This is a genomic window from Acetobacter fabarum, from assembly GCF_011516925.1.
GTDB lineage: Bacteria > Pseudomonadota > Alphaproteobacteria > Acetobacterales > Acetobacteraceae > Acetobacter > Acetobacter fabarum.
In genome coordinates this window covers 1-22,509 of the sequence record NZ_WOTG01000017.1, presented here as the reverse complement: position 1 = coordinate 22,509, position 22,509 = coordinate 1, and the positions used below count along the sequence as shown (strand labels likewise).

The window sequence follows — 22,509 nt, the reverse complement described above, 5'->3', positions numbered from 1 at the left end:
GGATTCATCGGCAATCCACTTTCGTCTTTAAAGAGAGCAAACCCATGATGACACGACAGAGGCTTGCCCGCTCCACCATTCTGGGCGGTATGATCATGATACCCACCCTGACATCGGCCATTGCTGCCAAATCGGTTCGGGCGGCTGAAGTATCTGGCGAGGCCAGAACCACCCCGGCTGCCGCACCCGCAGGGCATGTGAACAAGGCTGCCAAAACCGTTGATGGTGCGCACGAGGACATTGCCGTTTTTGGGCGTGGTTCCACCCGCCAGATGACCAGCATCACCCGAAGCATGATGCAGCAGAGCGTGCCCGGCACATCCCCGCTAAAAGTGCTCAACCAGTTACCGGGGGTGATGTACCAGTCCGCAGACCCGTTTGGTGGCTATGAATACTCCAGCCAGATTTTTATGCGGGGGTTTGGCCAGTCGCAGCTGGGCTTTACGCTGGATGACATTCCACTGGGGGACCAGCAGTTCAACAACTACAATGGGTTGGGAGTGACACGCTCCATCATTTCCGACAACATTGGTGGCGTAGACGTGTCGCAAGGTGCCGGGGCAATTGATGTTGCCTCTACCAGTAATCTGGGGGGGGCCATCCAGATTCATTCCATCGACCCATCGCATACACGGGGCGGCACTGTCAGCCAGACATTTGGAAGCAATGCGGCCAAGCGCACCTTTGTACGCCTTGAAAGCGGGGACCTGAATGCAGCCGGCACGCGCTTTTATGTATCCTACGCACGCACGGATATGAACCTGTGGAAAGGCGGTGGCTACAACTACTCGGATCAGGTCAATGCCAAGCTTATCCAGCCTCTTGCCAATGGATCCTCCCTAAAAGCCTTTTTCGACTGGAGCTCAACGCAACAGTTCGATTATCAGGACATGACCATGGGTTACCTGCATAGCATTGGCCCCAAACTATCCAATTATTACCCGAACTATGCCGCAGCCTATAATGCAGCTCGTGGTATTTTTTCCCCCTCGATTGCTGCCACGTATGACCCGGCCGATGCCTCCTATTACGCAGGCACAGCCAACCGGGTGGATTATCTGGGTGGGCTGACACTGGACGAAAACCTAACCGACCGGCTGAACTGGAAAACAACGCTGTATGGCCATGCAGACAACGGCTACAGCACATGGACCTCACCCTATATGCCCTCCCCCAACGGGGCACCCCTGTCGCAACGCCTCCAGACACCCCAGATCGCCCGCGGCGGGTTTGAAACCGCATTCACGTACAAGATTGCCCGCCATACCCTCAATGCCGGTGTGTGGTACGAATATGGCACGTTTAACGAAGGGCGCTACTTCAGCCAGGCACCATTACTGGGGCAGGGTACATTGGGTAATCCGACCAGCGGCTTTCCATCCAGCCAGATTTTTGCTCACCCGTGGCAGGAATCTTTTTCCTCCAACACCTTTGTCTTTCATCTACAGGACACATACCGGGTCACAGACACGCTTACGGTCAATGCGGGCTTCAAATCCATGATCCTCAACGCTGGCAACAATGTTCCTACGCAAGACCCCTCCCTCCCTCAGGCGGCACAGGGACGGCTGGAGGCATCCAATGCGTTCTTGCCACAGGTATCGGCCAACTGGCGTTTTCTGCCACACAACGAGCTGTTTTTTGATGTCTCGCACAACATGCGCGGCTTTCCCGAAGATGGCTACCAGACCAATATGGTAGCCACACCATGGGCAGCGCAGCAAAACGTGTTCCAGAGCACAAAAAATGCCTTAAAACCCGAAACTGACTGGGTATACGAAGGCGGATACCGTTATACGACCCCCTTGGTCAGTGCTCTGGCATCGCTCTACCGGATCAATTTTTCCAACCGTCTGCAAATGACATATGGCGGGCAGAACATCAGCCCTACTCCAGTGGTCCAGAACGTTGGCAGCGTAACAGCCAATGGGGCTGAAGCCAGCATTACCGTCAGGCCGTTAAAAGGCCTTTCGATCTATAACTCATTTTCTTACAACCATTCCTCTTACGACCAGAACGTTGCCAGCGGTGGTGTTCTGTACCAGACCCAAGGCAAACAGATCCCGAACTATCCACAGTTCATGTACAAGGGCAGTATCAGCTACCATATTGGCAAACTCTCCGCCCATGTGGATGGAACTTACCTGTCCAGCCGTCAGCTAACATATACCAATGACCTACATGTTCCTGGGTATTTTCTGGCCAACTTTGGCACCCGCTACGATTTTGGGTCTGTCGGCCCCTTAAAGGGGCTATCCGCCAGCTTTAACATCTACAATCTGGCCAATAAAACCTACATTGCCACCACCAATGAGGCTGGGAACAACTTCATTAACAACGGTTTCAATTATTTCCTCATGGGCGCACCCAGACAGTTTTTTGGAACAATTAGCGCAAACTTCTGAGGCCTGTGTATCCATACCTCAGAACCCATTAAGGCGCTGGGAGCAGACACAATAAGGGCTTCACATATTGGTCTCTCATACTGTGAAGCCCTTTAGTTTTGCAACCATGCCAGCCGAAAGGCGTTTTCTGCCAGCCTCACCCCAAAGGGGCGGAACATGAAAACGCCTTTACCCATACGATCAGGGCACAGATTTTGCCCTGCATCATATTTAAAATAAATACTTCAGCCCCATGAACCATATGATGGAGGACGACACAAAAGATACAACGCAAGCCCCATAAACAAGGCTATGCCTGAATTTTTGTTGCTTCACAAAATCTGCAACTACAATAATCGTTAAAGGGCATCCCCAGATATACCGATGTATGGACATAAGCGATGTGGATGATGAGATCAGGAACGTGAACAGCAATATAGTTGCTTCAACACAATACTTTCTCTTGTACGCATACCATATAATAACGATGTCTATAAGGAAGCTTACAAAAAGATGCATCCCATGCAGATGTTTTAAATAGTTCCAAGCAACAACCACAGGAATACGAAATTTTCGTTCCCACGCAATCTGGGCATGCGAAAATGCCAGACCATCCCCCATGAGATGATACAGATACAAGCTATACAAGCCGATTGCGCTGAACCCCACCAGAGCCACCAGTGCATAACTCATAAAATCATATTTTTTTGCGATTATATTTTTAAAACCCGCCTCTTTCATCAAGAAAAATGACAAGATCAAACCCACCACAAATCCCGTCGGCCTGCAAAAAGAAAGAAGAAATATGGAGGCCATGAGCGCAGACATATTTCTCTTATAAAAATTATACAAGCTGATCAGCAGCAGAATGCCATAAACGCATTCCGTGTACTGGATTCTATCCCACAAGCAAAATATTGAGAAAAACGAAAGAAAAATAATAACCGTATTATCTAAATTGCACTTCCTGATTTCATTGTATTTTATCAAAAAATACGGAATGAAAAACAATATTATGTTGTTAATGATCAGGCCGGAAGCCTGCACGCTGAGTGTAGAAAGATACGAAAATCCCTTTATCATCAGGATATAAAGAGGAAAAAAACACCAATCCCCCATTCCTATCATCGTCTGATAGAGATGCGAATATTTTCCGTATCCATGATTAGCTATATAAGAATACCAATGGCAGTCCCAATGACATGTGGCTGGCACCACTCCCCCGAACAAGGGAGTCAGCATAAAAAACAGGGCCGTTGATAATATATAGAGAGATATATATTTTTTGTTGATTATTTTTTTCATCGTTAACATGTCGTATCTCTTGCAGATTTCACGCAAATTGGTTTGACCCGCTCTTGAATATCAATTCCCCCGTATATCTCAGCCTCAAGATACTCCCATGCACTGATATTTTTATTAATATAGTAATTCCTGTAATTTTGACTGACACGGGGATGAATCATAATGAAAAGTGAAAAAGCACTGAACACCGACAGAGAGAAAAACAATATTGTTATGAACAGTTTCTGAAGCGTTGTTTTTTCTTCGTCGGGTGGCATCTGTCTGTATCCATTGTTAAAAAAATATTTATGAAATCCATTGCGTTATACTGCATGAAACCAGACGCAACAGAACAGAGAGCGCCATCACATCGCGTTTTACTCCTACCTTCAGACTAAAAAAGGAAGGCTTTTTGCATAAATTATATTTTCGTGTCAATATAATGACCACAAATAAGCATGCTAATATTTTATTGAATAATATTTTTGTTACTACAGAAAAACACCCAAATTATGGGAAGAAAAGCATTATTTTGTTTATGCGTCATTATTTCTGAATAAAGCCATCCTGGGATTTAGAGCATCAAGAGGAAGCTTCAGGCATGGTGCCGTAGCGGCTACCCGCCAATATTTGGGCTACCATATCTGTATCTACCCAATAGAGGACGCGCCGCAGCTGAATATTACGGCGCACCTCCCCTGTTACGGCTTGGTAGCTGCAGCAGAACTGGCAGAAGGTGCAGGAAAGCGAAGTTTGGCCAGTCGGGCCTCTTCCATCGGCAAAGGCGCATCCGTTGCGGAGACCACTCCGTTCTGGTGCAGAAGAAACGCAACCAGAGCTGCCGTATCCTGTGGCGGCAGGGTGCCCGGAGCCATGAGCGGCATGGCACGGGATATATATCCGGCCAGTTGGTCAATCGGGGTGTTCGCCCAACGTGCTGTAAAATACGTGCTCAGGTCCGGTACGTCATGCCCACCTTCAAGGTCGGCACCATGGCACATGGCGCAGGCTCCAGCATAAATCTGCGCGCCATGCGCCACCTGCTCAGCCGAAAACGAGACAGCATGCCCATTACCGCTCTGGCTAGCAGCATGGGCTGTATGGAGCAAAAAGACCGACAGCACAGAAGCCAAAAGAGCAGTACGCAGGGTAAAGGAACGGGTCATGATAGTGCTCTTATCCGGCACGAGGCTGAAAACGGGTAAAAAGATCGCCAATAATAGCAATGGCCTTTTCTGCCTCTGCGCGGTCAGGGTGTTCAAAACTGTTCCCCACACCGTCCATCTCACCCAGTCCGGACATGTCATACCCCTGAATCATCACGCCATCGGATTTGGAGATCATGGCCGCCCCTTTGTATTCCAGCGCATAAGATGCGTCGGGCTGAGGCGGGAGCCAGCTTGTCTGCCCACGGACAGGAATGAGGGATTTATCATTCCACCAGTCCCGCGCAGCATAGCCGGGGCAATTGATCACCACACGCTCGGGCAGGTCCGCCAGATCAGAAGGACTATGGAACTCGCGGATAACTATACGCCCACCTGCCTGATGGAACTCTTCGAGCAGAAGGTGGCCGTAAGAACCAAAATTGTAGATCATGAGCGGCGTGCGCCGTGCATAAGCTACGGGAAATGGGTTATCGGCCCCGGCCAGCAGTTCGGGTGCGGGAATAATATCGCTTATCAGGCTGGCATATTCGGCAAATTCCGCACTGTTCTGCGGCATACCTGTGGTGGCAAAGCTGCCTTTGGCCGCATCTGCTGGGGCAGGCACATGGTCTGCCGCATCCGGTGCTGTGTCGGAAAGGGTATAGTTATCCCGGAAATCGATTGGATTGCCCGGCATGCCCAGATAATCCCGATAGGTCTGCCAGGAGTAACGGGCCATTTTTTCCCACGTTCTGGCAAATTCGGGGCCAGCCTGCTGGGTTAGGGCTATGCGCGAATCTGGTGTCCAACTCCCATTCGCCCGTACGGAACGCGTATGGGGGAGCAGGTCGCGGGTGTAGATGGTGACATCCAGCCCAGCGCGCTGCGCGGTCAGGGCTGAAGTCAGGCCGATAATGCCACAGCCTATAACCGCCACCTTGCGCTCCAGCGTAGCCGCGGCATGCCCAACGGCCATGTAAGCCGCCCCCCATGAGAGCGACCAGCCGCTACCACCATGGCCGTAATTATGCACCACGGTTTTGCCCGCCACATGCTCCACATCCATGCGTGGGCCAGCAGGGCGGAACGGACGCAGGCAGACCTTTATATCCATGATCTGGTCCGCATGAGCACGAATAGGCACAATACGCGGAATGGTTCCGTGCAGGGCCGTACGCCCAAGAGCGGCTGCTGCATCTGGGGTGGCGGCCCAGCCCCGTCGGGTGCTCCCCATTATTCCGGCTGCCAGAGAGGCCGCAAACAGGTCTCTGCGTTTCAAGCTGCGTATCCTAATTGTGTGATCAACTGGCGAATAGAAGACCTAGCATACGGGAGTTTGCCGTGCATGCGCTACCCCTGTGCGCAAAACGACCGACCATGAACATGCAAAACGGATGATTTATCTGGCTGAGCAGGCTTTACGCCCGGCAAAGCTCTTGCTGGCAAGGATGCAATACACCTGTTTTACTGCATCGGGCGTGAGTGAGCGGACACCCTGCCAAGGAGAGGCTCAAAAGCTCCCCCCGGCAGGGTCAGATGCTCAGTTTTTGTAGTCAGGCTGTTCGCGGTCAAGCTTGCGGCGCAGGGCTTTCCAGATCATCTGCCCCTGATCGGGATCCGTATCAAACTGGTTTTTGGCACGGAGCATTTTTTCTTCCGACGGAATGTGCAGCGGTACCCCGGTGGACTGCGCTGCAATCTGGATCTTGCAAGCCTGTTCCATGTAGTACATGCGATAAAATGCCTGTGCCACGGTGCTACCTACAGTCAGCAGGCCGTGGTTTTGCAAAATAATGGCATTGCGTGTGCCAAGGTCACGCACCAGACGTTCACGCTCGCTCAGGTTGTCATCCGCTGCAATACCTTCGTAAGCATGGAAGGCAACTGCACCATAAAACTCGATATTGATCTGGTTAAGGGGAAGAATCCCCTGATCCTGTGCCGCAATAACCATACCGGCAAGGGTATGCGTATGCATGACACATGCAGCATCCGGCCGATTGGCATGGACAGCGGAATGAATGACAAACCCGGCAGGGTTGATGTTCCAGCTTGTTTTTTGCTGCGGAACACCATCTGCGTCCACCACAACAAGACTGCTGGCTGTAATTTCTTCAAACAGAAGCCCATACGGGTTAACCAGATAACGGTGCCCATCACCGGGTAGGCGGACGGAAAGGTGCGTATAAACCATATCCGTCATGTCAAAATGCGCGATAAGCCGGTATGCGGCTGCCAGGTCTTCGCGCAGTTCCTGTTCTGTCTGCTGTGTTGTCATTGTTGTGGTGTCCTTAAATTCAAAAAAGGTGGTTTCAGGCTGAGGCAACGCGCTTGAAATGTCCAAAAGTTGCTGTTTTGCGTGCCCCTTCGGGGAGCTTGAGGTCCCCTTTTTCAACCTTGCGCACCAGATACTGGTATGTCTGCAAGGCCTGCGCCCACATGTGCTCGCCAATAGTGATGGTTTCGTAGGAAGCAGCATCATCCTTGGCAAAAGCCGGTAACGGGCGGATCTGGGTATGGTAGTCACAGGCGTAAAAGAGCGGGAAGGAATAGCGCTCCTCGGCAACCTTGCGCACCCTGTGTGCTGTTGCCACAAACTCGCCTGCGGTCATAACTTCAAGCATGTCACCAATATTGACCACAAACGCTCCGGGGATGGGGGGCGCGTCAATCCAGTCTCCGTGCCCGTTCATCACTTCCAGCCCCGGCTTGTCTGCCAGAAGAATGGTAAAGCATTCGTAATCCGTATGAGCACCAATGCCGGGCGCATCCTGCGCCTGTGCGTCATGCGGGTAATGGATCATGCGCAGCTTGGAGGGCGGAAAATTGGCTACGGAATCAAAGTAGTTTTCCTCCAGCCCCAGAGCGAGAGCAAAACCGCTGAAGAGCTTGCGACCCAGATCAAACACCGCACGGTAATAAGCTTCCGCCGCAGCCTGAAAACCGGGGAGGTCCGGCCAGTTGTTAGGGCCAAGCAACGGGGTTCCGGCTTGCACCAGCGGGTGATTGGCCGGAACTTCGTAGCCAATATCAAACGCTTCCTTGTGATCGGGGCGGCCAGCGGAATACACCTCCTCCCCTTCAGGCACAAAACCTTTGTGGGTGGCAGAGGTGCCTATGTAATATTCCATCTTCTTTTCAAAAGGCTGGGCAAAAAAATCACGCGCAGCCTTGCGCACGCCCTCGATCAGATCCTCTGGCACATTATGCCCGGAAATAAAGAGAAAACCGACATTACGCGCAGCGTCACCCAGCTTGTCCGCTACGGCCTGACGTTGCGCAATATCAGGGCTGTACAGACCACTGATATCAATAACGGGAATACGGGTGAAAGTTTCGGTGGTGGTGGAAACGGACATCAACCCAGTTCCTTTTTACTGCCACGCGCTGACATGGCCTGTTGAAAATGCTGGCGTTCTGTCTGGCCAGTCCAGATGTTAAGGGACCACAGGTCCGCAACCGGCATGTTGGTAAACGGCAAGGTGTGCAGGTAACCATCCGGCCCACATTCGGGGGTCATGGTGGTTGTGGTGTAGCCCCGCGCAAGCTGGCTCTGCCAGATCTGCTGCCAGATGCTCTGGTGGAACCGTAAGGCGGGTGCATATTCCGGCGCGCCGGGATGGGGTGCCTGTGGCCCCTGATCATACCCCACCCGTGCCTGAATGTGATGCACACGCTCGACAAAAGCGGACAGGTCATCTGCCGGGTCATTCAGCAGGCGTTCACAGCACACAACCCAGTGGCTTATGTCCGCCGTAAACAGCATATCCGGCACCTGTGCTAACACATCCAGTGTTACCCACGGTGTTGCCAGAATACGGGAGCGGTGTGTTTCAAAACAGCAGAGCACATTGGCTGCACGGCAGATTTCCTGCGCCTGCGCAATAAACTCTGCCTGCTGGCTTGCGGGCCAGCGGTCGTTGCCCCCCAGAATGGTGACAAACCGGGGGTTCATGGGCAATGCGCGGTCCACAGCACACCGCAGGTCGTCCAGATGATTTTGAACAGAGGCACTCTGGTTGGGAATAACGCCGCCACCTGTCATGGCTATGGCGATATACGGTGCCCCTTCTTCTCGCAAAATAGTGCTGCATTCCTGTGCGGCAGCATGGGTTGGAGGAATACGCGCCTCCAACCCGGTAAACCCCGCGGCACGGGCTTCCGCCAGTGGGATGTCCCACCGGCGGTTATCTCCCCACAATGTTCGGAAAAGTTCAAATTTCATCATCGCTTTCCCGGTTTTTATTCAGGTATCAGAAGTTGTAGTGCAGGTCGCAGCCAACCCAGCGGGGTGTCTGGATATACTGGGCGCGGTTCCCGTCACTTCCGGTAAAGGAGTAGGTGGAGCCGTGATTGTCCTGCAGGTTGTCAACATAAACTGCAGCAGTCCATTTGCCGGTTTTGGGGCCAACTTCCATCCGCAGGCCAAGCGAGCTGATCTTGCTGGTCTGGGCGTTACTGTCACCCAATGCGGCCCACATGTTGTCTTTCCATGTGTAGCTGGCCTGCAATGTGGTGCGGTAGCGGTCAAAGTTGATGTTGTAACGTGCAACAGCACTCCATGAGAACCGTGGCGCAAACGGAAGCTGGGAGTTATGCGCGATCTTTGGGTCCAGTGTCAGGCCGGGCAGCGAGTCAACCGGGCTTTTGATCTGTGCATCCAGGTAGGCAAAGGAACCACGCAGATCAAGATTAGGAATAACGTTATGCAAGGTGGTGGAAACTTCGCCACCCCGTGTGCGTGCACGCGGAATAGTGCCCAGCGTCAGCGAGTTGCTGGAAATGTTTGAATTTGCATAAGGGTGGAACGTACCAAAGAAGAGTGTCTGACGGTTGTGATATTCGTAGTCAAACAGGGAGCCTTCCAGAATAACCTTGTTATGCAGCAGGGAGGATTTGATCCCGACTTCATAAGCAATCAGATTTTCCGGACGGACATAATCCAGTGCTGCGGGCGCCAGAACAGGGGCTGCAAAATAACTGCCTGCCTTATAACCGTTGGAAATGGTGCCATAAGCATAAGTGCCCGGTACAATCTGGTAACGCAGACCAACACGCCCGGTAAAGCGCTCGTAATCGTGCTGCTGGTTAAGATGGTTGATCGCACCATTAAGCGTTGCATTGTACGGAGCAGCAAGGCGCGGGCTTCCGTTCCCGACCGCCGAGTACACCGAACCACCATTAAAGCCACGTTCATCATAGGAAAAACGACCAGACGCGATAAAGTCCAGCTTTTTCGTGATATTGGTAACCGTGTTGACATAAACACCGGTGGACAGGTTCTGCTGCGAGAAATGGTTGGTCAGGTTGACCATGCTACCGGGGTCATCCATGCGGTAGCTGGTGTAGCTACCATCAATCTTGTCATAAGATTCGTAAACACCAACCGTCAGATGGAAGATTTTGGCCAGATTCATGCGCAGGTGCATGTCATGCGACTGGGCAATAGCCGTATCGTTCCAGCGGTAATCGGCATATTTGGTGCCAACGCCGCCTACCACGCCCGTACCGTCGGAGCGCACCCCGCCAGCAACGGTGCCAAGACCATCGTAGTTATCCAGATCATTCCGGCGGTAAAAATCGATCCCCGTTGTGGAGGAGAACGTACCAAAATCAAAAATTTTGGTAAAGTTGAGCGAAACACCACCGCCATTTTCGTTGCGTTGGGGCGGGGTATTGCCAACATTAACAGCATGCGGGTTGGGGTTTGCACCCACACCACCATTGGCAACCGTATCCATATCCTGTGGGGATGTGGACCGCCCCTTATCACGCGTATAGTGGATGTTCAGCAGGAAGGATGAGGTATCATCCACCGTAAACTTGGTCAGGTTACGCATTGCCAGCAAATCCTGCGAGCCATAACGCGCACCCGTTGCAACGTCTTTCTGCCAGCCGTCGCCCTTGACATAGTTAAAGGCCAGACGGTTGGAAATCTTGCTTGTAATGGGGGTGTTAATGGCAAAGCGGCCGCGGCTGGTATTGTAGCTACCATAACCCCACTCCGCATAACCCCCAAACTTATCGGATGGTTTTACGGACTGTACGTTAATGCTACCACCCGTGGTGCTGCGCCCCATGTCAAAACCCTGCGGGCCTTTTTCCGTTGCAACACTTTCCACATCCAGCATCTGGCCGGTGTAGAACACAGGAAACGGAGCCAAAACGCCATCAAGGTAAATACCAATGCCACCCATGTTGGTGCCAACATAGTCATCCAGCCCAACACCACGAATGGAGAAAATGGGAGCCGAACCAGAAACAGCGTTGGTTGCCGTCACACCGGGGGTAAAGGAGGCAATGTCCTTGGGGTTCTCCAGATGGAGCGAACGGAGTTCCTGCCCGCTGATCACGTTGACCGTGGTTGGCTCGGACAGATAGCGATGGGCATGGGTCTGCGTGACTTCAACCTGCTCGGAGCCCCCTTGCCGAGGGGCTGAGCTTTTGCGGCGCGGCGCAGTACCCGCATGCTTATGGCCTGGGGCACTATGGCTTGCATCTGCAGACGGCGGGCTTGCAGCAGAAGGTGCAGCCGTTGCCAGTGGTGAGGTGGATGCCAAAAGCAGGCAGGGCAGAGCTGGCAGGGTAACATACGCTGGAACCGAAGCCAGAAGGCGGAAGGACCGACGTAAAAACAAGGATTTCATGCCCGTATTCCTGATTTTATTCCAGTTGGAACCGGCCCTGGGCTTATAAGGCAACCGGTCTTTTCATTTCCATTTGATAACGAAATATCCGGCACATTCGTTTGAAAATGACTAAATCATACTTTTGCTTGTTGGCATGCGGCCCTGTAGCGTCTCAATAACGGAGCATCTGGTTAAGAAAATTCTGTGCCCGCTCCGACTTGGGCGAGGTAAAAAAAGTTTCCGGGGGCGTAATTTCTACAATTTTCCCCTGATCCATAAAAATAATACGGTCAGCAATCCGGCGGCTAAACGCCATCTCGTGGGTTACGCAAACGGTTGTAATACCCTGCTCTGCCAGTTCATCCATAATGCCAACCACCCCCACAATGGCCTCGGGGTCCAGCGCTGCGGTTGGTTCATCAAACAGCATCACTTCTGGCTGCATGCACAGGGCACGGGCAATGGCTACACGCTGCTGCTGCCCACCAGACAACTGAATGGGGTATTTATCTGCCTGATCAGGGATCCCCACCTGTTCCAGATAACGGCGGGCAAGGGCGGTAGCTTCCATACGGGTCATGCGCCTGACCCGCATGGGGGCAAGAATGCAGTTTTCCAGCACACTCAGATGCGGAAACAGATTATAGTTCTGGAACACCATCCCAACCATGCAACGGAGCTGTATGGGGTCCGTCTTTTCATTGATCAGCTTGCCATCGATGGTAAGCATACCGCTGTCATGCGGTTCAATCTGGTTGAGCGTGCGGATAAGGGTTGATTTTCCCGACCCGGATGGCCCCAGAACCACAATTTTTTCACCACGGCTTATATCAAAATCCACACGGTCCAGAGCAACAAACTTGCCGAACAGTTTGCTCATTCCCCGGACGGAGATCATGGGATTGGTTGTGGTTTCATGCTGCATTGGAAACAACCTTTTTGCGGTCAGACCAGGAAAAACGTCGTTCCACCCGTTTCTGAAGGAAAAGGAAAAAGAACACCATGACAAGGTAGTAAATCAGTGCGGCGGCATAATACTCGGTAAAGGCGAATGTCCGTGCCACCTGTATCTGGGTGACCGCCAGCAACTCCTGCAACGAGATAACAGACGCCAGCGACGTGATTTTTAACAGATTGATAAATTCGTTAATGGTTGGCGGCAGGGCAATACGAAAAGCCTGTGGAAAAATAACGCGCCAGTAAATATCGCGCCGGCTCAGGCCCAGAGCACTTGCGCCAAGTTCCTGCCCCGGATCAACCGCGCTCAATGCGGCACGATTGATTTCGACCTGATAAGCCGATTCATTAATGGACAGAGCCAGAATGGTGGCCAGAAAAGGTGTAAACCACTGTTCCCGAAAAATGGGGAAAAACTGCGGAACCGCATTCCAGATAAACAGAAGCTGGAGCAGTGTGGGCGCAGCCCGGAACAGCGACACATAACCCTCCAGCGCTACCTTTAGCAGCGATTTTTGCGGGCTATTCAAAACAATGGCGATCGGCACGGAAATTGTGATGGCAATAAAGTGCGAAATCAGCGCAACACTCAGGGTAATCAGTGCACCGTGCAAAAATGCCATGGACGTAAGAGCGGAAAAGAATGCGCCCCAGTCAAACATTCCGCCTGCCCCGGCCTGCGCTGCATCGCCTTTTGTGGACTGGTCGGTAACAGACCATTTGGTGCGGAATGTTTGCAGCGTACCATCGCTATCCAACGCCGATATGGCGTTCTGCAGCAGTGTCCGGTCCTCCGGATTCTGGCGGATATAAATGGCAAAATGGCGGTAATCCGGAATATTGGGAGTAATCAGCACATGCAGTTTGTCCCCCAGCTGGCGCATACGGTAAAAAAGTTCGACATCCTGACTGACGAAGGCAAAAACACGCCCGATCAGCACCTGCTGCACCACCTGCTCTTCGGTTGGATATTGCTGGATGATCATGGGGGGCTTGCCCGCAGCAATCAGGGCATCGTTTACAACCCCCAGCCGGGTTACGTAGCTGGTGCCGGATTCCACCGCGACATCCTTACCCGACAGTTCATCCATACTGCTCAGGGAAGGAGTGCCTTTGCGTCCGACAACAACCAGCGCCGTATCCTGATAGGAAACGGCATCAAAGCTTTTTTCCCGCGCGGGGGTACGGATAATACCGCTCATGACCAGACCGCAGCGTTGGGCAGAAAGGCTGGGGAACAGCCCCGTAAAATCCATGGTGATCACAGACAGGCGGGCATGCCAGCGCGTGGCCAGTGCCTGCGCTACGTCTATGTCAAAACCTTCCGGGTGTGTAACATCCTGCCCTTTTACAAAGGTCATGGGGGGCAGCGTGGGGTTGGTACAAACGGTTAATGTGCCGTCCTGCACGAACGAGGGAACCTGCTCCGCCCGGGCTACGCCGGGCAGCACTGCCGCAGTAAGCGCAACCGCAAGGGCCGCAACCGGACGAAGCCTGCGGGGGAGCCGCAGGTAAGATAAAACGCTGGTCATCAATAGGAAGCTTCCAGAAGGGTACGGAACGTCTCGACCATCAGACTGGTTTCGGGGGACGTGCGTGCCAGAAAATGACAGCAGGTGATCAGCCGCAGATCGTTAAAAACAATCCGGCGCAGCAAACCCTGTGCAACAAGAGGAGCGGCAAACACTTCGGGCAGAAAGCCCATATAACTGCCAGAAAGAATGAGCAGGGCGCGCGCATCCACCTTGTCGGCCTTGGCACGATAGGTAAACAGCGGGCGTATCTCCTCCCACCTGTCGGATGTGGCGGCATCTGCCACACTGACCATGCTGTGACTGGTCAGCACATCAAGGGTGATGTCTTCTTCAGGCATATCAAAAAGAGGATGGCGGGAGCCACAGAACAGAAAAGACGCCTCCGCCACAAGCGGGCGGCAACCCAACGGGGCCTGCCCCTGTGCATACAGAGCAATGCCAGCCGTGGCCTGCCCGGTCATGACCGCAACTTCTACCTCCTTGGTGGAGGCGGAATGCAGGTTCATGAACACACCAGGGTGGCTTTGCGTAAAGGTGTGAATGGCTTTGACCAGTGGTGTCTCACCATGGGTCTGTATGTTATCGGGAACATACAGGTTAAAAGTGCCGCTGAGCATGCCACTGGTCTGGTTGATCTGTTGGCGGAAGTTCTCCAGACTGACAAAGAGTTTGCGGGTTGCCTCCAGCACCTCGCGCCCTTCATCCGTAAGGGCAAAGCCACTGCGGCCGCGCAGGCAGATGGTCAGGCCCAGACGGGTTTCCAGCGCGGAAATATCCAGACTGATAGACGATTTGCTTTTGCCCAGCGTAATTTCGGCCGCACTGAAGCCCCCCTGTTCCGCCACAGTGTGAAAGACACGCAGCAGCCGCAGATCAATTTCGGAAACATGCCCCTGAAAACCGCGTGGCCTCTTTCTGGGGCGGGGTGTTTTATGGCTGCTTCCCGTCATGGTTTGAATGCTCCTGTCGGATGGGGCGTCAAGAAGAGGGCGGAAGGTGCTGCCAAAGGCTCCTGTTCTATGCTGGCAAACCGTTATCGTTCTTTATCCAGAATAATTATGACGTGGAAAATATACGATGTGAAGAGAGAACCATTGCAATGCATAAACATACGCGTACCAGAACGCAGCAGAATGACGGTTTTCCGCGTTGTTTGCCTATGTTTGCGAAAAAACCAAAGTAAACTCATATCTGTTCATATTGGGTCCGAAACGAGGCTCGGATAGCCTGCGAGGGAAAACAGATACCTTGGGGATTGACAAGACATGGCTGCAAACAGGTGGTTTATTGATAGCGAAACCGGTGTGCTGACAGATGTTCTTTTATGCCCGCCAGATTATTATGAATGGATTCCGAGCAACGACATCGCCATTCAGACCATGGCTGGCGGTGGCAGTATTGACCGGAACATCCTGAGCAGCCAGTTCAACGAGCTGGTTTCCACTCTCAAGGGGGCGGATGTTTCCTGCCATTTTCTCACGCCGCACAAGGGCATGCCTTACGAGGTTTACACCCGCGACAGCTCGCAGACCACGCCATTTGGCACGGTAGTCACCAGCCTTTCCCGCCCTGAACGGGTGGGGGAAGAAAAGGAAATCCGCACCTTTTATGCACCCGACGAAATCTGGCGCACCTGCACCGCAGGCCGGATTGAAGGGGGGGATATTCATATCATCCGCCCCGGTCTTCTGGCCGTAGGGGTCAGTGGTGGGCGCACGGATACCAAAGGGGCGGCCGAGTTCATCAGCTGGTTTGAAGAGGCAGGCTGGACCTGCCGCATGATCCATTTTCCCGAACATTTCCTGCATCTGGACGTTATTTTCTGCATGGTGGCGGAAAATCTGGCGATTGCGGCAGTCGATGTGCTGGACGAAGCAGATCTGGAGTGGTTCCGTGAGCAGGGTATCCGTATTCTGCCCGTAACCTACCGTGAAGCCATGCGGGATATGGGGTGCAATGTGCTGGCTCTGGGGCGTGAGCGGGTTGTAAGCCCGCGCCATTCCACCCGTATCAATGCCATGCTGCGGGCCGAAGGGCTGAGTGTGCTTGACCCGGAACTGAACCAGTTCTCCCGCGGGGGGGGCAGCATTCATTGCATGACTATGCCCTTGCGCCGTCAGTCTTTGCAGACCGCGTAAGGCACACACTAAAGGAGCAGGGGCAGATGCCAGCACGGATTGTTATCAGCGCAGATGGCAAGAAGGCGTATGAAAGCTGGCATCAGGCCTTTGCTGCTGTCGCGCCTGATCTGGATGTCTGCTCATGGTATGACCCTGCGTGGGAAGTCGGGGGGGATGATTACGCACTCGTCTGGACCCCCGAACCGGAGCATATGGAACGCCTTGCGGGCATGCAGGGGATTATCTGCACCGGAGCGGGTGTTGACCACCTTCTGGCGCACGAACACTTCCCCCGCACGGTTCCACTTGTCCGCATGGGCGGGGAGCAAACCGCACGGCTGATGGCCGATTATGTTCTGTGGGCGGTTATCGGTCTGCTGCGGGATGCCCGGACATGGGCTGTGCAGCAACAGCAGGGCATATGGCGCAACAATGTATGCTGCCGCACATCCAGCACGACCAGAGTAGGCGTTATGGGGCTGGGCCACCTTGGGGCCTATGTGGCACAGGCGCTGGCACAGGTCGGCTTTTGCGTATCGGGCTGGAAGCGTACCCCGGCCGAGCTGGATGGCATAACGGTCTGGAGTGGGGCGGACACATTACCCGATTTTCTGGCCGAGCTGGATGTTCTGGTCAATCTTCTGCCCGCAACCCCTGCAACTGACGGGCTGATCAACCACGCCCTGCTCAGCCAGTTGCCCAAAGGGGCCGGGTTTATCAATGTCGGGCGCGGGCGCCACGTGGTGCAAAGCGATTTGCTCCGCGCTCTGGATGATGGAACACTCTGTGGCGCAGTACTGGACGTGGTAACACCAGAACCCCTGCCACCAGAAGATCCCCTGTGGCACCACCCACGCCTGACCATAACCCCCCATGTTGCCTCTGAGGCTGCGCGGGAGGTGCAGGCCCGTTACGTAGCCGACGTGGTGCGCAGTCTGGAGCGGGGGGAAAAGCCCGCGTTACTGTGCGACACGGCGCGTGGTTACTAAAAACCGAATAGCTTGAAACAGGGAATGGACAGGATATGAGCCAGCACGCCAACCTGACAGTAAACGGACAGGCTCTGTGGCATGACCTTGTCACAACCGCAGCCTTTGGCGGCACAGAAAAAGGTGGCATCTGCCGCCTTGCCCTGACGGATGAAGACAGGCAGGTTCGCGCCTGGTTTGAGCAGACATGCACGGCACTTGGCTGCACGGTTACGTATGACTCCATGGGCAACCAGTTTGCACGCCGTCCCGGCACGCGTGATGACCTCCCCCCTATTATGATGGGCAGCCACCTGGACACACAGGTCACAGGTGGTCGCTTTGATGGCATTCTGGGGGTGCTGGGGGGCATTGCCGTTTTGCGCGCCCTGCATGATGCAGGAGTTACAACCATGCATGCGCTGGAAGTTGTAAACTGGACCAACGAGGAAGGCGCACGCTTTACCCCGCCCATGCTGGCATCGGGCGTTTTTGGAGGAGCCTTTACCGAGGAATTCGCAGGCTCCCGCGCCGATGGAGCCGGCATAACCCTACGCCAAGAACTCGAACGCGGTGGTTTTGTTGGCACAGAACCCTGTGGCCAGCACCCTGCCGCTGCATATTTTGAACTGCACATTGAGCAAGGCCCCGTGCTGGAAGCCGAAGACCGCACCATAGGTGTGGTAACGGGTGTGCAGGGCATGCGCTGGTACGAGGTTGCTGTACGTGGTCGCTCCGCCCATGCAGGCACAACCCCCATGCCCATGCGCAAGGACGCACTCCTGGCTGCCGCACGCATGATTGAACAGGTCAATGCCGTGGCTCAGGCCCATGCGCCTGAAGGGCTAAGCACTATTGGTATTATTACGGCACTCCCGGCCAGCAGCAACGTTGTGCCACGGGAGGTCCGCTTTACAGTGGACCTGCGCAACCCGTCAGAACCTGTCTTGCAGACCATGGAAGAAGATTTCCTACAGCGCATGCAGGCCTGTGCACTGGAAAACGATGTGCAGGTCACGGTTACACCAACATGGAACTCCCCGGCCGTTCATTTTGACCCACGTTGCATTGCCAGCGTTAAGGAAAGCACGGAAGAACTTGGCTACAGCATGCGCGATATTGTTTCCGGCGCCGGGCATGATGCCGTTTATGTCTCCCGTGTTGTGCCAACTGCCATGATCTTTGTGCCATGCCTGCATGGCATCAGCCATAACGAGGCAGAAAGCGCCACCCCGGAAGACGTCACGGCGGGCAGCAATGTTCTGTTGAATGCTGTTTTGAAAGCTGATCATCTTTTTTAAAGAGATCTTTTTTCACTACACCCCTTCAAAGACCATTCTGGTTTTCCAGTCCTAGAAAATGCACTTTATAAAAAGGGGAGGGAGAAGTTGATCTTCTCCCTCCCCTTTATTGAGCGGCGTCGCAACACAATCAGCTTGTCACTTAATCAGTGATGCAACCTGTTCCATGGCTTTACAAAAAACCTGCACATCGCTGGCCGAGCCCACGGTAATTCTGGAACAGGTTGGCCAGATCTCCCAACTTCGTCCGATAATCACATTGTTCTGGGCAAATGTTCTCACAATTGGCCCGGGTGCCGTGCGCCAGTCTGCCATAAGCATATTGGCTTCACTTGGAATAGTCCGCACGCCATAATGGCTCAGACATTCCTGCATGATTTTACGGTTTTGGCGTGTTTCAGAACGCCGCTTTGCAATTTCAGCCTGATCTTTCAGACTATCCGTGCCAATAGAAACAGCGGGGACGGAAAGCATGGTCGTCTGGTAAATGCCATCATACCGCATCATTCTTTCATGCAGTTGCGGGTGAGCAATACTCAGCCCCAAGCGAAGTCCGGCCATGCCGAACAGTTTGGAAAAAGTACGTAAAACCACAAGATTACGGCACGACCCAAGCAGTGAAACCGCAGAGGGGGCGTTACTGAAATGCAGATAGGCTTCATCCACCACCAGCACGGATTTTTCAGGAATATTACGGGCAAGCCATGCAATATCCGCTAACGGCGTAACCGTGCCAGTCGGGTTATTGGGGCTGCATATGTAATACATACCTGCATGCGGATCAGCCTTGAGCATGGCCCGCACATCGGTCTTATAGCCATTGTCTGCCCTTAGGGGGACTTTGGTCAGGGGGATCTGTAGCCATTCCGCAACACCCCATACCGTCTCGTATGTAGGGTTGCTGGTTACAAGGCCCTGCGTAGGCGAACAGAAGGAAATCACAGTCCGGCACAGCGGGTCGCTCGACCCCGGCCAGGGAGTTACCAGCTCTGGAGAAATATGATCATACGTTGCCACGGCTTCAACAAGCGCCTGACGCTCCTTACCGGTCAGATAACGGTTGCCGTTCAGCAACGCCTTTTGTCCGGCGGGCAAGACCGAGGGAAAAGGCCCCGTCCAGAATTCATTCCCATTGAGCAGAATGGCCCCCGCAGGGTAAACCCCGCCTACAGGCAGGGTATCCGCCCGGCTCCTGTGCCAAGGCATGCCGGCCATAACAGCACCAGCGCCCAGAACAAGACTAATGCGACCGATCTGCCTGCGGGAAAAACCACGCTCCTGAAACTCCTGCTGTGTGTGCGGTGGCAGAGGGGCAACCATGGCGTGTCTCCTGTCGGGGAAAGAAAGAAATCTGGGGGAAAAATTCTTTGGCTCAAACACTGCTCGTGCAGAGTAGCATGATGGCCAAAGTAGAATGATCAGAACTGTACGAAAAAGAGGTGAAAAGGAAAGTTCACTTTTGTTGTAACGGAAATCGGCCGGTATGTTTCGATAACGTATCTAAAAATATACTCTGAATACAAGCCTGAAAAATCGGGAGGGCGTTCAATTCATCGCCAGTCACTTTATTCCTCTTCAGAACAAAGCGTCCAACCCCCTGACTGCAACACACAATGCATGGAGTATTAACCCATTGGAGCAATGGTACGCGTGACCTCCAGCAGCAGGGCTATGCAGAAGCTGCCTCTTCCATGCCAGAACGGCAGCGCACTGCTCCACAGGTAACGCCTCAGGGGCAGAAAAAGCGTAACAGAGGCCCTGCCCTATTTTGACCGGCAATTACTCTGTTCTGTCCTGGCCACATTCAGTTGGTAAACTATAAAGCCCTGCTCCAGATAACCATTAGGATACCTCGCGATTTCACGCGCATTTTCTAAAAATCTCTTTTTTTGTTCGGATGTTACGGTAAACGTCCAGTAGTTGTACATATAATTACGGACAGATTTTTCCGCATTTTCATCCATGATATTCAGAACAGAACTCCCTGCTTTTTCCTTATCATTAGCAATCAGAATCAAGGGCGGAGATTTAGAACACACGGCCAGCTTTTGTGCGGCCTTGAGCAAATCATCCAGATTGTAATCCAGCTTGTTTTTATAAGGAACGACAACATCATAGTCATTCAATGTCATCATGAACACAGGCCGTTTTGTATAGTAAGGAATGGCTTCCAGATTATAATCCATGGATGACAGAATAGGAGAATTCTTTAAAATTTCGTCTTTATTGATAAAATCCACAAACTGTTTGGACATGCTATTGGGTTTATGCACCTCATGAAATGCCAGCAAACCAGACAGAATGACTTGAATAGTGAGTATTGTATAAAATGAGACAGAGCCAATTTTATTTAGAACATTACCGGCGGGCTCTTTGCCCGTGTTTTTCTTTATCCACAACAATGCAACAACAAGCATGATCCAGAGAGCCTCATGCCGATAACCACCTTGATAAACAATAGAAAAAAACGCAGAAAATCCGATAAGAGACAGCGCTGCAACAGAAAATAGAAAAGCATCACCCCACAAGACAAGGGGGGAAAACAAGATAGCAGCGTAAGCTACTGCTTCCAGAGCAAGATATACAATTTTCCCGAGAAGATGATGGCCGAAAACATCAGATAAATAGTCTTTGCACCCGAAAAAGGTCAAATGCTTGAAAAATCGGAAATGGTGTTTGACAGTCATCTCTACCGGATGCGCCGCAGCCAGGTCATAACGTGTTGGATAAACTGTCATGAAACAGGCAATAAATCCCGCAATACCCAGAAAACTGTTGAGGCATGCTTTTTTAGTGTCCTCACTCCACTTTTTGCCATTTTCGTACCAAATGCTTAATGGCCATAAAACTGAAAATCCCCCCACGATCAGAGCTGAGTGTACGTTGGTATTAGCCAACAAAAACAAAATAGGACCTGAGAAAATATATTTGTATTTATCAGTTGAAAAACAGCAGGCGAGCAGCAGCATCAACAGAGCGCTTATGCCATAATTTCTATCCATAACCGTATATTCATACAGCATGGGATAGCCAAAAAGTATCAGAGCTTTAAGTCTGAAATTAAATGGCGAGAAAAACAGCAGCAATATTACGGAGCAAAGAGATATGAACAAGGATGAAGCTGGCAAAACATAATAAGAATCAGTTATCCAATATAACAACTGCTCTATTTTATAGACCAAAAATGGGTGTGGATTCCCAATAATATGGATCCGGGACGTTGCCCCTATACCGATCATAAAGTTCCGCACTTCATCCCGCCATAGGGCATGATGAAGAACCAAGTATGTTATGGTTAAAATCCACAACATAAAAATTCCAATTAAATTAATATTTTTATTTTTTAATAATCCACCTTTACTCATTTTTTATTTCCACAATATTTTGCCATTTCGGAACTCATAAAGCAGAAAACAACGCCATTCAAGAGGATTTTTTAAGTGTCAAGACCATCAACTTTGAGAATTTGTGCTTAATATTTTTTTACTATTGAATGCACACAATAAAATTTCAGTTCCACCAGGAACCAGAGCATTCCTGCACAAATATTCAGCATTCTTCTCAAACACTGAAGGGGAAGGAGCTTTCCCCCTTCCCATACATGCACGGCATGTCTTTCGGCGATTATGAGCGCCGTTAATTGCTGGCCAGATTTTTATCTGACTTTGAAGGAGGCAAAACATGATTGAAAAGGAGGCTAAGGAAAATAGCCGTAAGAGCACCAACGGTAATTCCGCTCCCAAATACAATCCGCACCCATGATGGGAGGCTGTCTGTAATATGCGGTTGAGCCGTAACCAGCATGCTCAATGCAACGCTGGCCCCCGCAATAATGATGTTACTATGATCATCAAAATCAACCTGACTTAAGATCTGAACACCGATCATTGCGACAGTTGCAAACATGGCAAGGGCAGCACCCCCCAGTACCGGGGCCGGAATACTGGCGACAAGAGCCGCTGAGACCGGAAAACTGCTGAGAATGATCATAATGACAGAGGCGGATACAATAACCCAACGGCTCCGCACACCAGTCATACGCACCAGTCCAACATTCTCTGCATAACATGTATAAGTGTCTGACCGAAAATGAGTTGAGTGATTTCAGCAGGTTATGATTCATGGGTTTGCGATAACCTGATGAGATCAAGATGGCCTGGACTGAAATCACCCGCGCGCAGTA

16 protein-coding genes and 1 pseudogene are annotated in these 22,509 nt (G+C 52.1%); 4 read left to right on the top strand and 13 right to left on the bottom strand.

Annotated features, from left to right (window positions below):
- Positions 1–44: 44 nt before the first annotated feature.
- Positions 45–2,405 (top strand): TonB-dependent receptor, encoded by a 2,361-nt coding sequence (locus GOB83_RS12935; protein ID WP_095350411.1) that lies wholly within the window; start codon positions 45–47, stop codon positions 2,403–2,405.
- Positions 2,406–2,615: 210 nt separating this feature from the next.
- Here the strand turns inward: GOB83_RS12935 and GOB83_RS12930 are convergent, their stop codons facing one another.
- From GOB83_RS12930 to GOB83_RS12885, 10 genes are all read right to left on the bottom strand, one after another.
- Complete coding sequence (locus tag GOB83_RS12930) at positions 2,616–3,698, bottom strand: hypothetical protein (RefSeq protein WP_165926372.1); 1,083 nt, start codon at positions 3,696–3,698, stop codon at positions 2,616–2,618.
- A 671-nt stretch (positions 3,699–4,369) separates the two neighbouring features.
- Positions 4,370–4,834, bottom strand: a complete 465-nt coding sequence (locus GOB83_RS12925; RefSeq protein WP_165926371.1) for a c-type cytochrome — start codon at positions 4,832–4,834, stop codon at positions 4,370–4,372.
- A gap of 10 nt (positions 4,835–4,844) precedes the next feature.
- Positions 4,845–6,095, bottom strand: a complete 1,251-nt coding sequence (locus tag GOB83_RS12920; protein WP_165926370.1) for an FAD-dependent oxidoreductase — start codon at positions 6,093–6,095, stop codon at positions 4,845–4,847.
- 261 nt (positions 6,096–6,356) lie between these two features.
- A complete protein-coding gene (locus GOB83_RS12915) occupies positions 6,357–7,094 on the bottom strand; it encodes a class II aldolase/adducin family protein (protein WP_086645166.1) in 738 nt (245 codons plus the stop codon).
- A 34-nt stretch (positions 7,095–7,128) separates the two neighbouring features.
- Positions 7,129–8,175, bottom strand: a complete 1,047-nt coding sequence (locus GOB83_RS12910; RefSeq protein WP_165926369.1) for an isopenicillin N synthase family dioxygenase — start codon at positions 8,173–8,175, stop codon at positions 7,129–7,131.
- Positions 8,175–9,044, bottom strand: coding sequence for a sugar phosphate isomerase/epimerase family protein (locus tag GOB83_RS12905; RefSeq protein ID WP_242005871.1), 870 nt, complete (start codon positions 9,042–9,044; stop codon positions 8,175–8,177). Before GOB83_RS12905 ends, GOB83_RS12910 begins: the two co-directional genes overlap by 1 nt.
- A 25-nt stretch (positions 9,045–9,069) precedes the next feature.
- A complete protein-coding gene (locus tag GOB83_RS12900; RefSeq protein WP_098123156.1) occupies positions 9,070–11,463 on the bottom strand; it encodes a TonB-dependent receptor in 2,394 nt (797 codons plus the stop codon).
- 154 nt (positions 11,464–11,617) lie between these two features.
- Positions 11,618–12,370, bottom strand: a complete 753-nt coding sequence (locus tag GOB83_RS12895) for an amino acid ABC transporter ATP-binding protein (protein WP_277875549.1) — start codon at positions 12,368–12,370, stop codon at positions 11,618–11,620.
- Positions 12,360–13,934, bottom strand: a complete 1,575-nt coding sequence (locus GOB83_RS12890) for an ABC transporter substrate-binding protein/permease (protein ID WP_165926368.1) — start codon at positions 13,932–13,934, stop codon at positions 12,360–12,362. Before GOB83_RS12890 ends, GOB83_RS12895 begins: the two co-directional genes overlap by 11 nt.
- Positions 13,934–14,887 carry a LysR family transcriptional regulator gene (locus GOB83_RS12885; protein ID WP_165926367.1) on the bottom strand — a complete coding sequence of 318 codons (954 nt, stop codon included), beginning with the start codon at positions 14,885–14,887 and terminating at the stop codon, positions 13,934–13,936. Before GOB83_RS12885 ends, GOB83_RS12890 begins: the two co-directional genes overlap by 1 nt.
- 315 nt (positions 14,888–15,202) lie before the next feature.
- On the opposite strand from GOB83_RS12885, the gene GOB83_RS12880 reads away from it, so the two are divergent.
- From GOB83_RS12880 to GOB83_RS12870, 3 genes are read left to right on the top strand one after another with little or no spacing between them, the layout of a single operon-like run.
- Positions 15,203–16,075, top strand: a complete 873-nt coding sequence (locus GOB83_RS12880; RefSeq protein ID WP_165926366.1) for a dimethylarginine dimethylaminohydrolase family protein — start codon at positions 15,203–15,205, stop codon at positions 16,073–16,075.
- 26 nt (positions 16,076–16,101) lie between these two features.
- Complete coding sequence (locus GOB83_RS12875) at positions 16,102–17,046, top strand: 2-hydroxyacid dehydrogenase (RefSeq protein ID WP_165926365.1); 945 nt, start codon at positions 16,102–16,104, stop codon at positions 17,044–17,046.
- Between the two features lie 35 nt (positions 17,047–17,081).
- Positions 17,082–18,326 (top strand): M20 family metallo-hydrolase, encoded by a 1,245-nt coding sequence (locus GOB83_RS12870; RefSeq protein ID WP_165926364.1) that lies wholly within the window; start codon positions 17,082–17,084, stop codon positions 18,324–18,326.
- A gap of 138 nt (positions 18,327–18,464) precedes the next feature.
- Here GOB83_RS12870 and GOB83_RS12865 read toward each other — a convergent pair whose 3' ends face one another.
- The 3 genes and pseudogenes from GOB83_RS12865 to GOB83_RS12855 all read right to left on the bottom strand — a co-directional run.
- Complete coding sequence (locus tag GOB83_RS12865; protein ID WP_165926363.1) at positions 18,465–19,646, bottom strand: aminotransferase class I/II-fold pyridoxal phosphate-dependent enzyme; 1,182 nt, start codon at positions 19,644–19,646, stop codon at positions 18,465–18,467.
- 443 nt (positions 19,647–20,089) lie between these two features.
- Positions 20,090–21,691, bottom strand: coding sequence for a hypothetical protein (locus GOB83_RS12860; protein WP_165926362.1), 1,602 nt, complete (start codon positions 21,689–21,691; stop codon positions 20,090–20,092).
- 316 nt (positions 21,692–22,007) lie between these two features.
- Positions 22,008–22,415: pseudogene (locus GOB83_RS12855) on the bottom strand (solute carrier family 23 protein); the annotation flags it as partial.
- Positions 22,416–22,509: the final 94 nt, after the last annotated feature.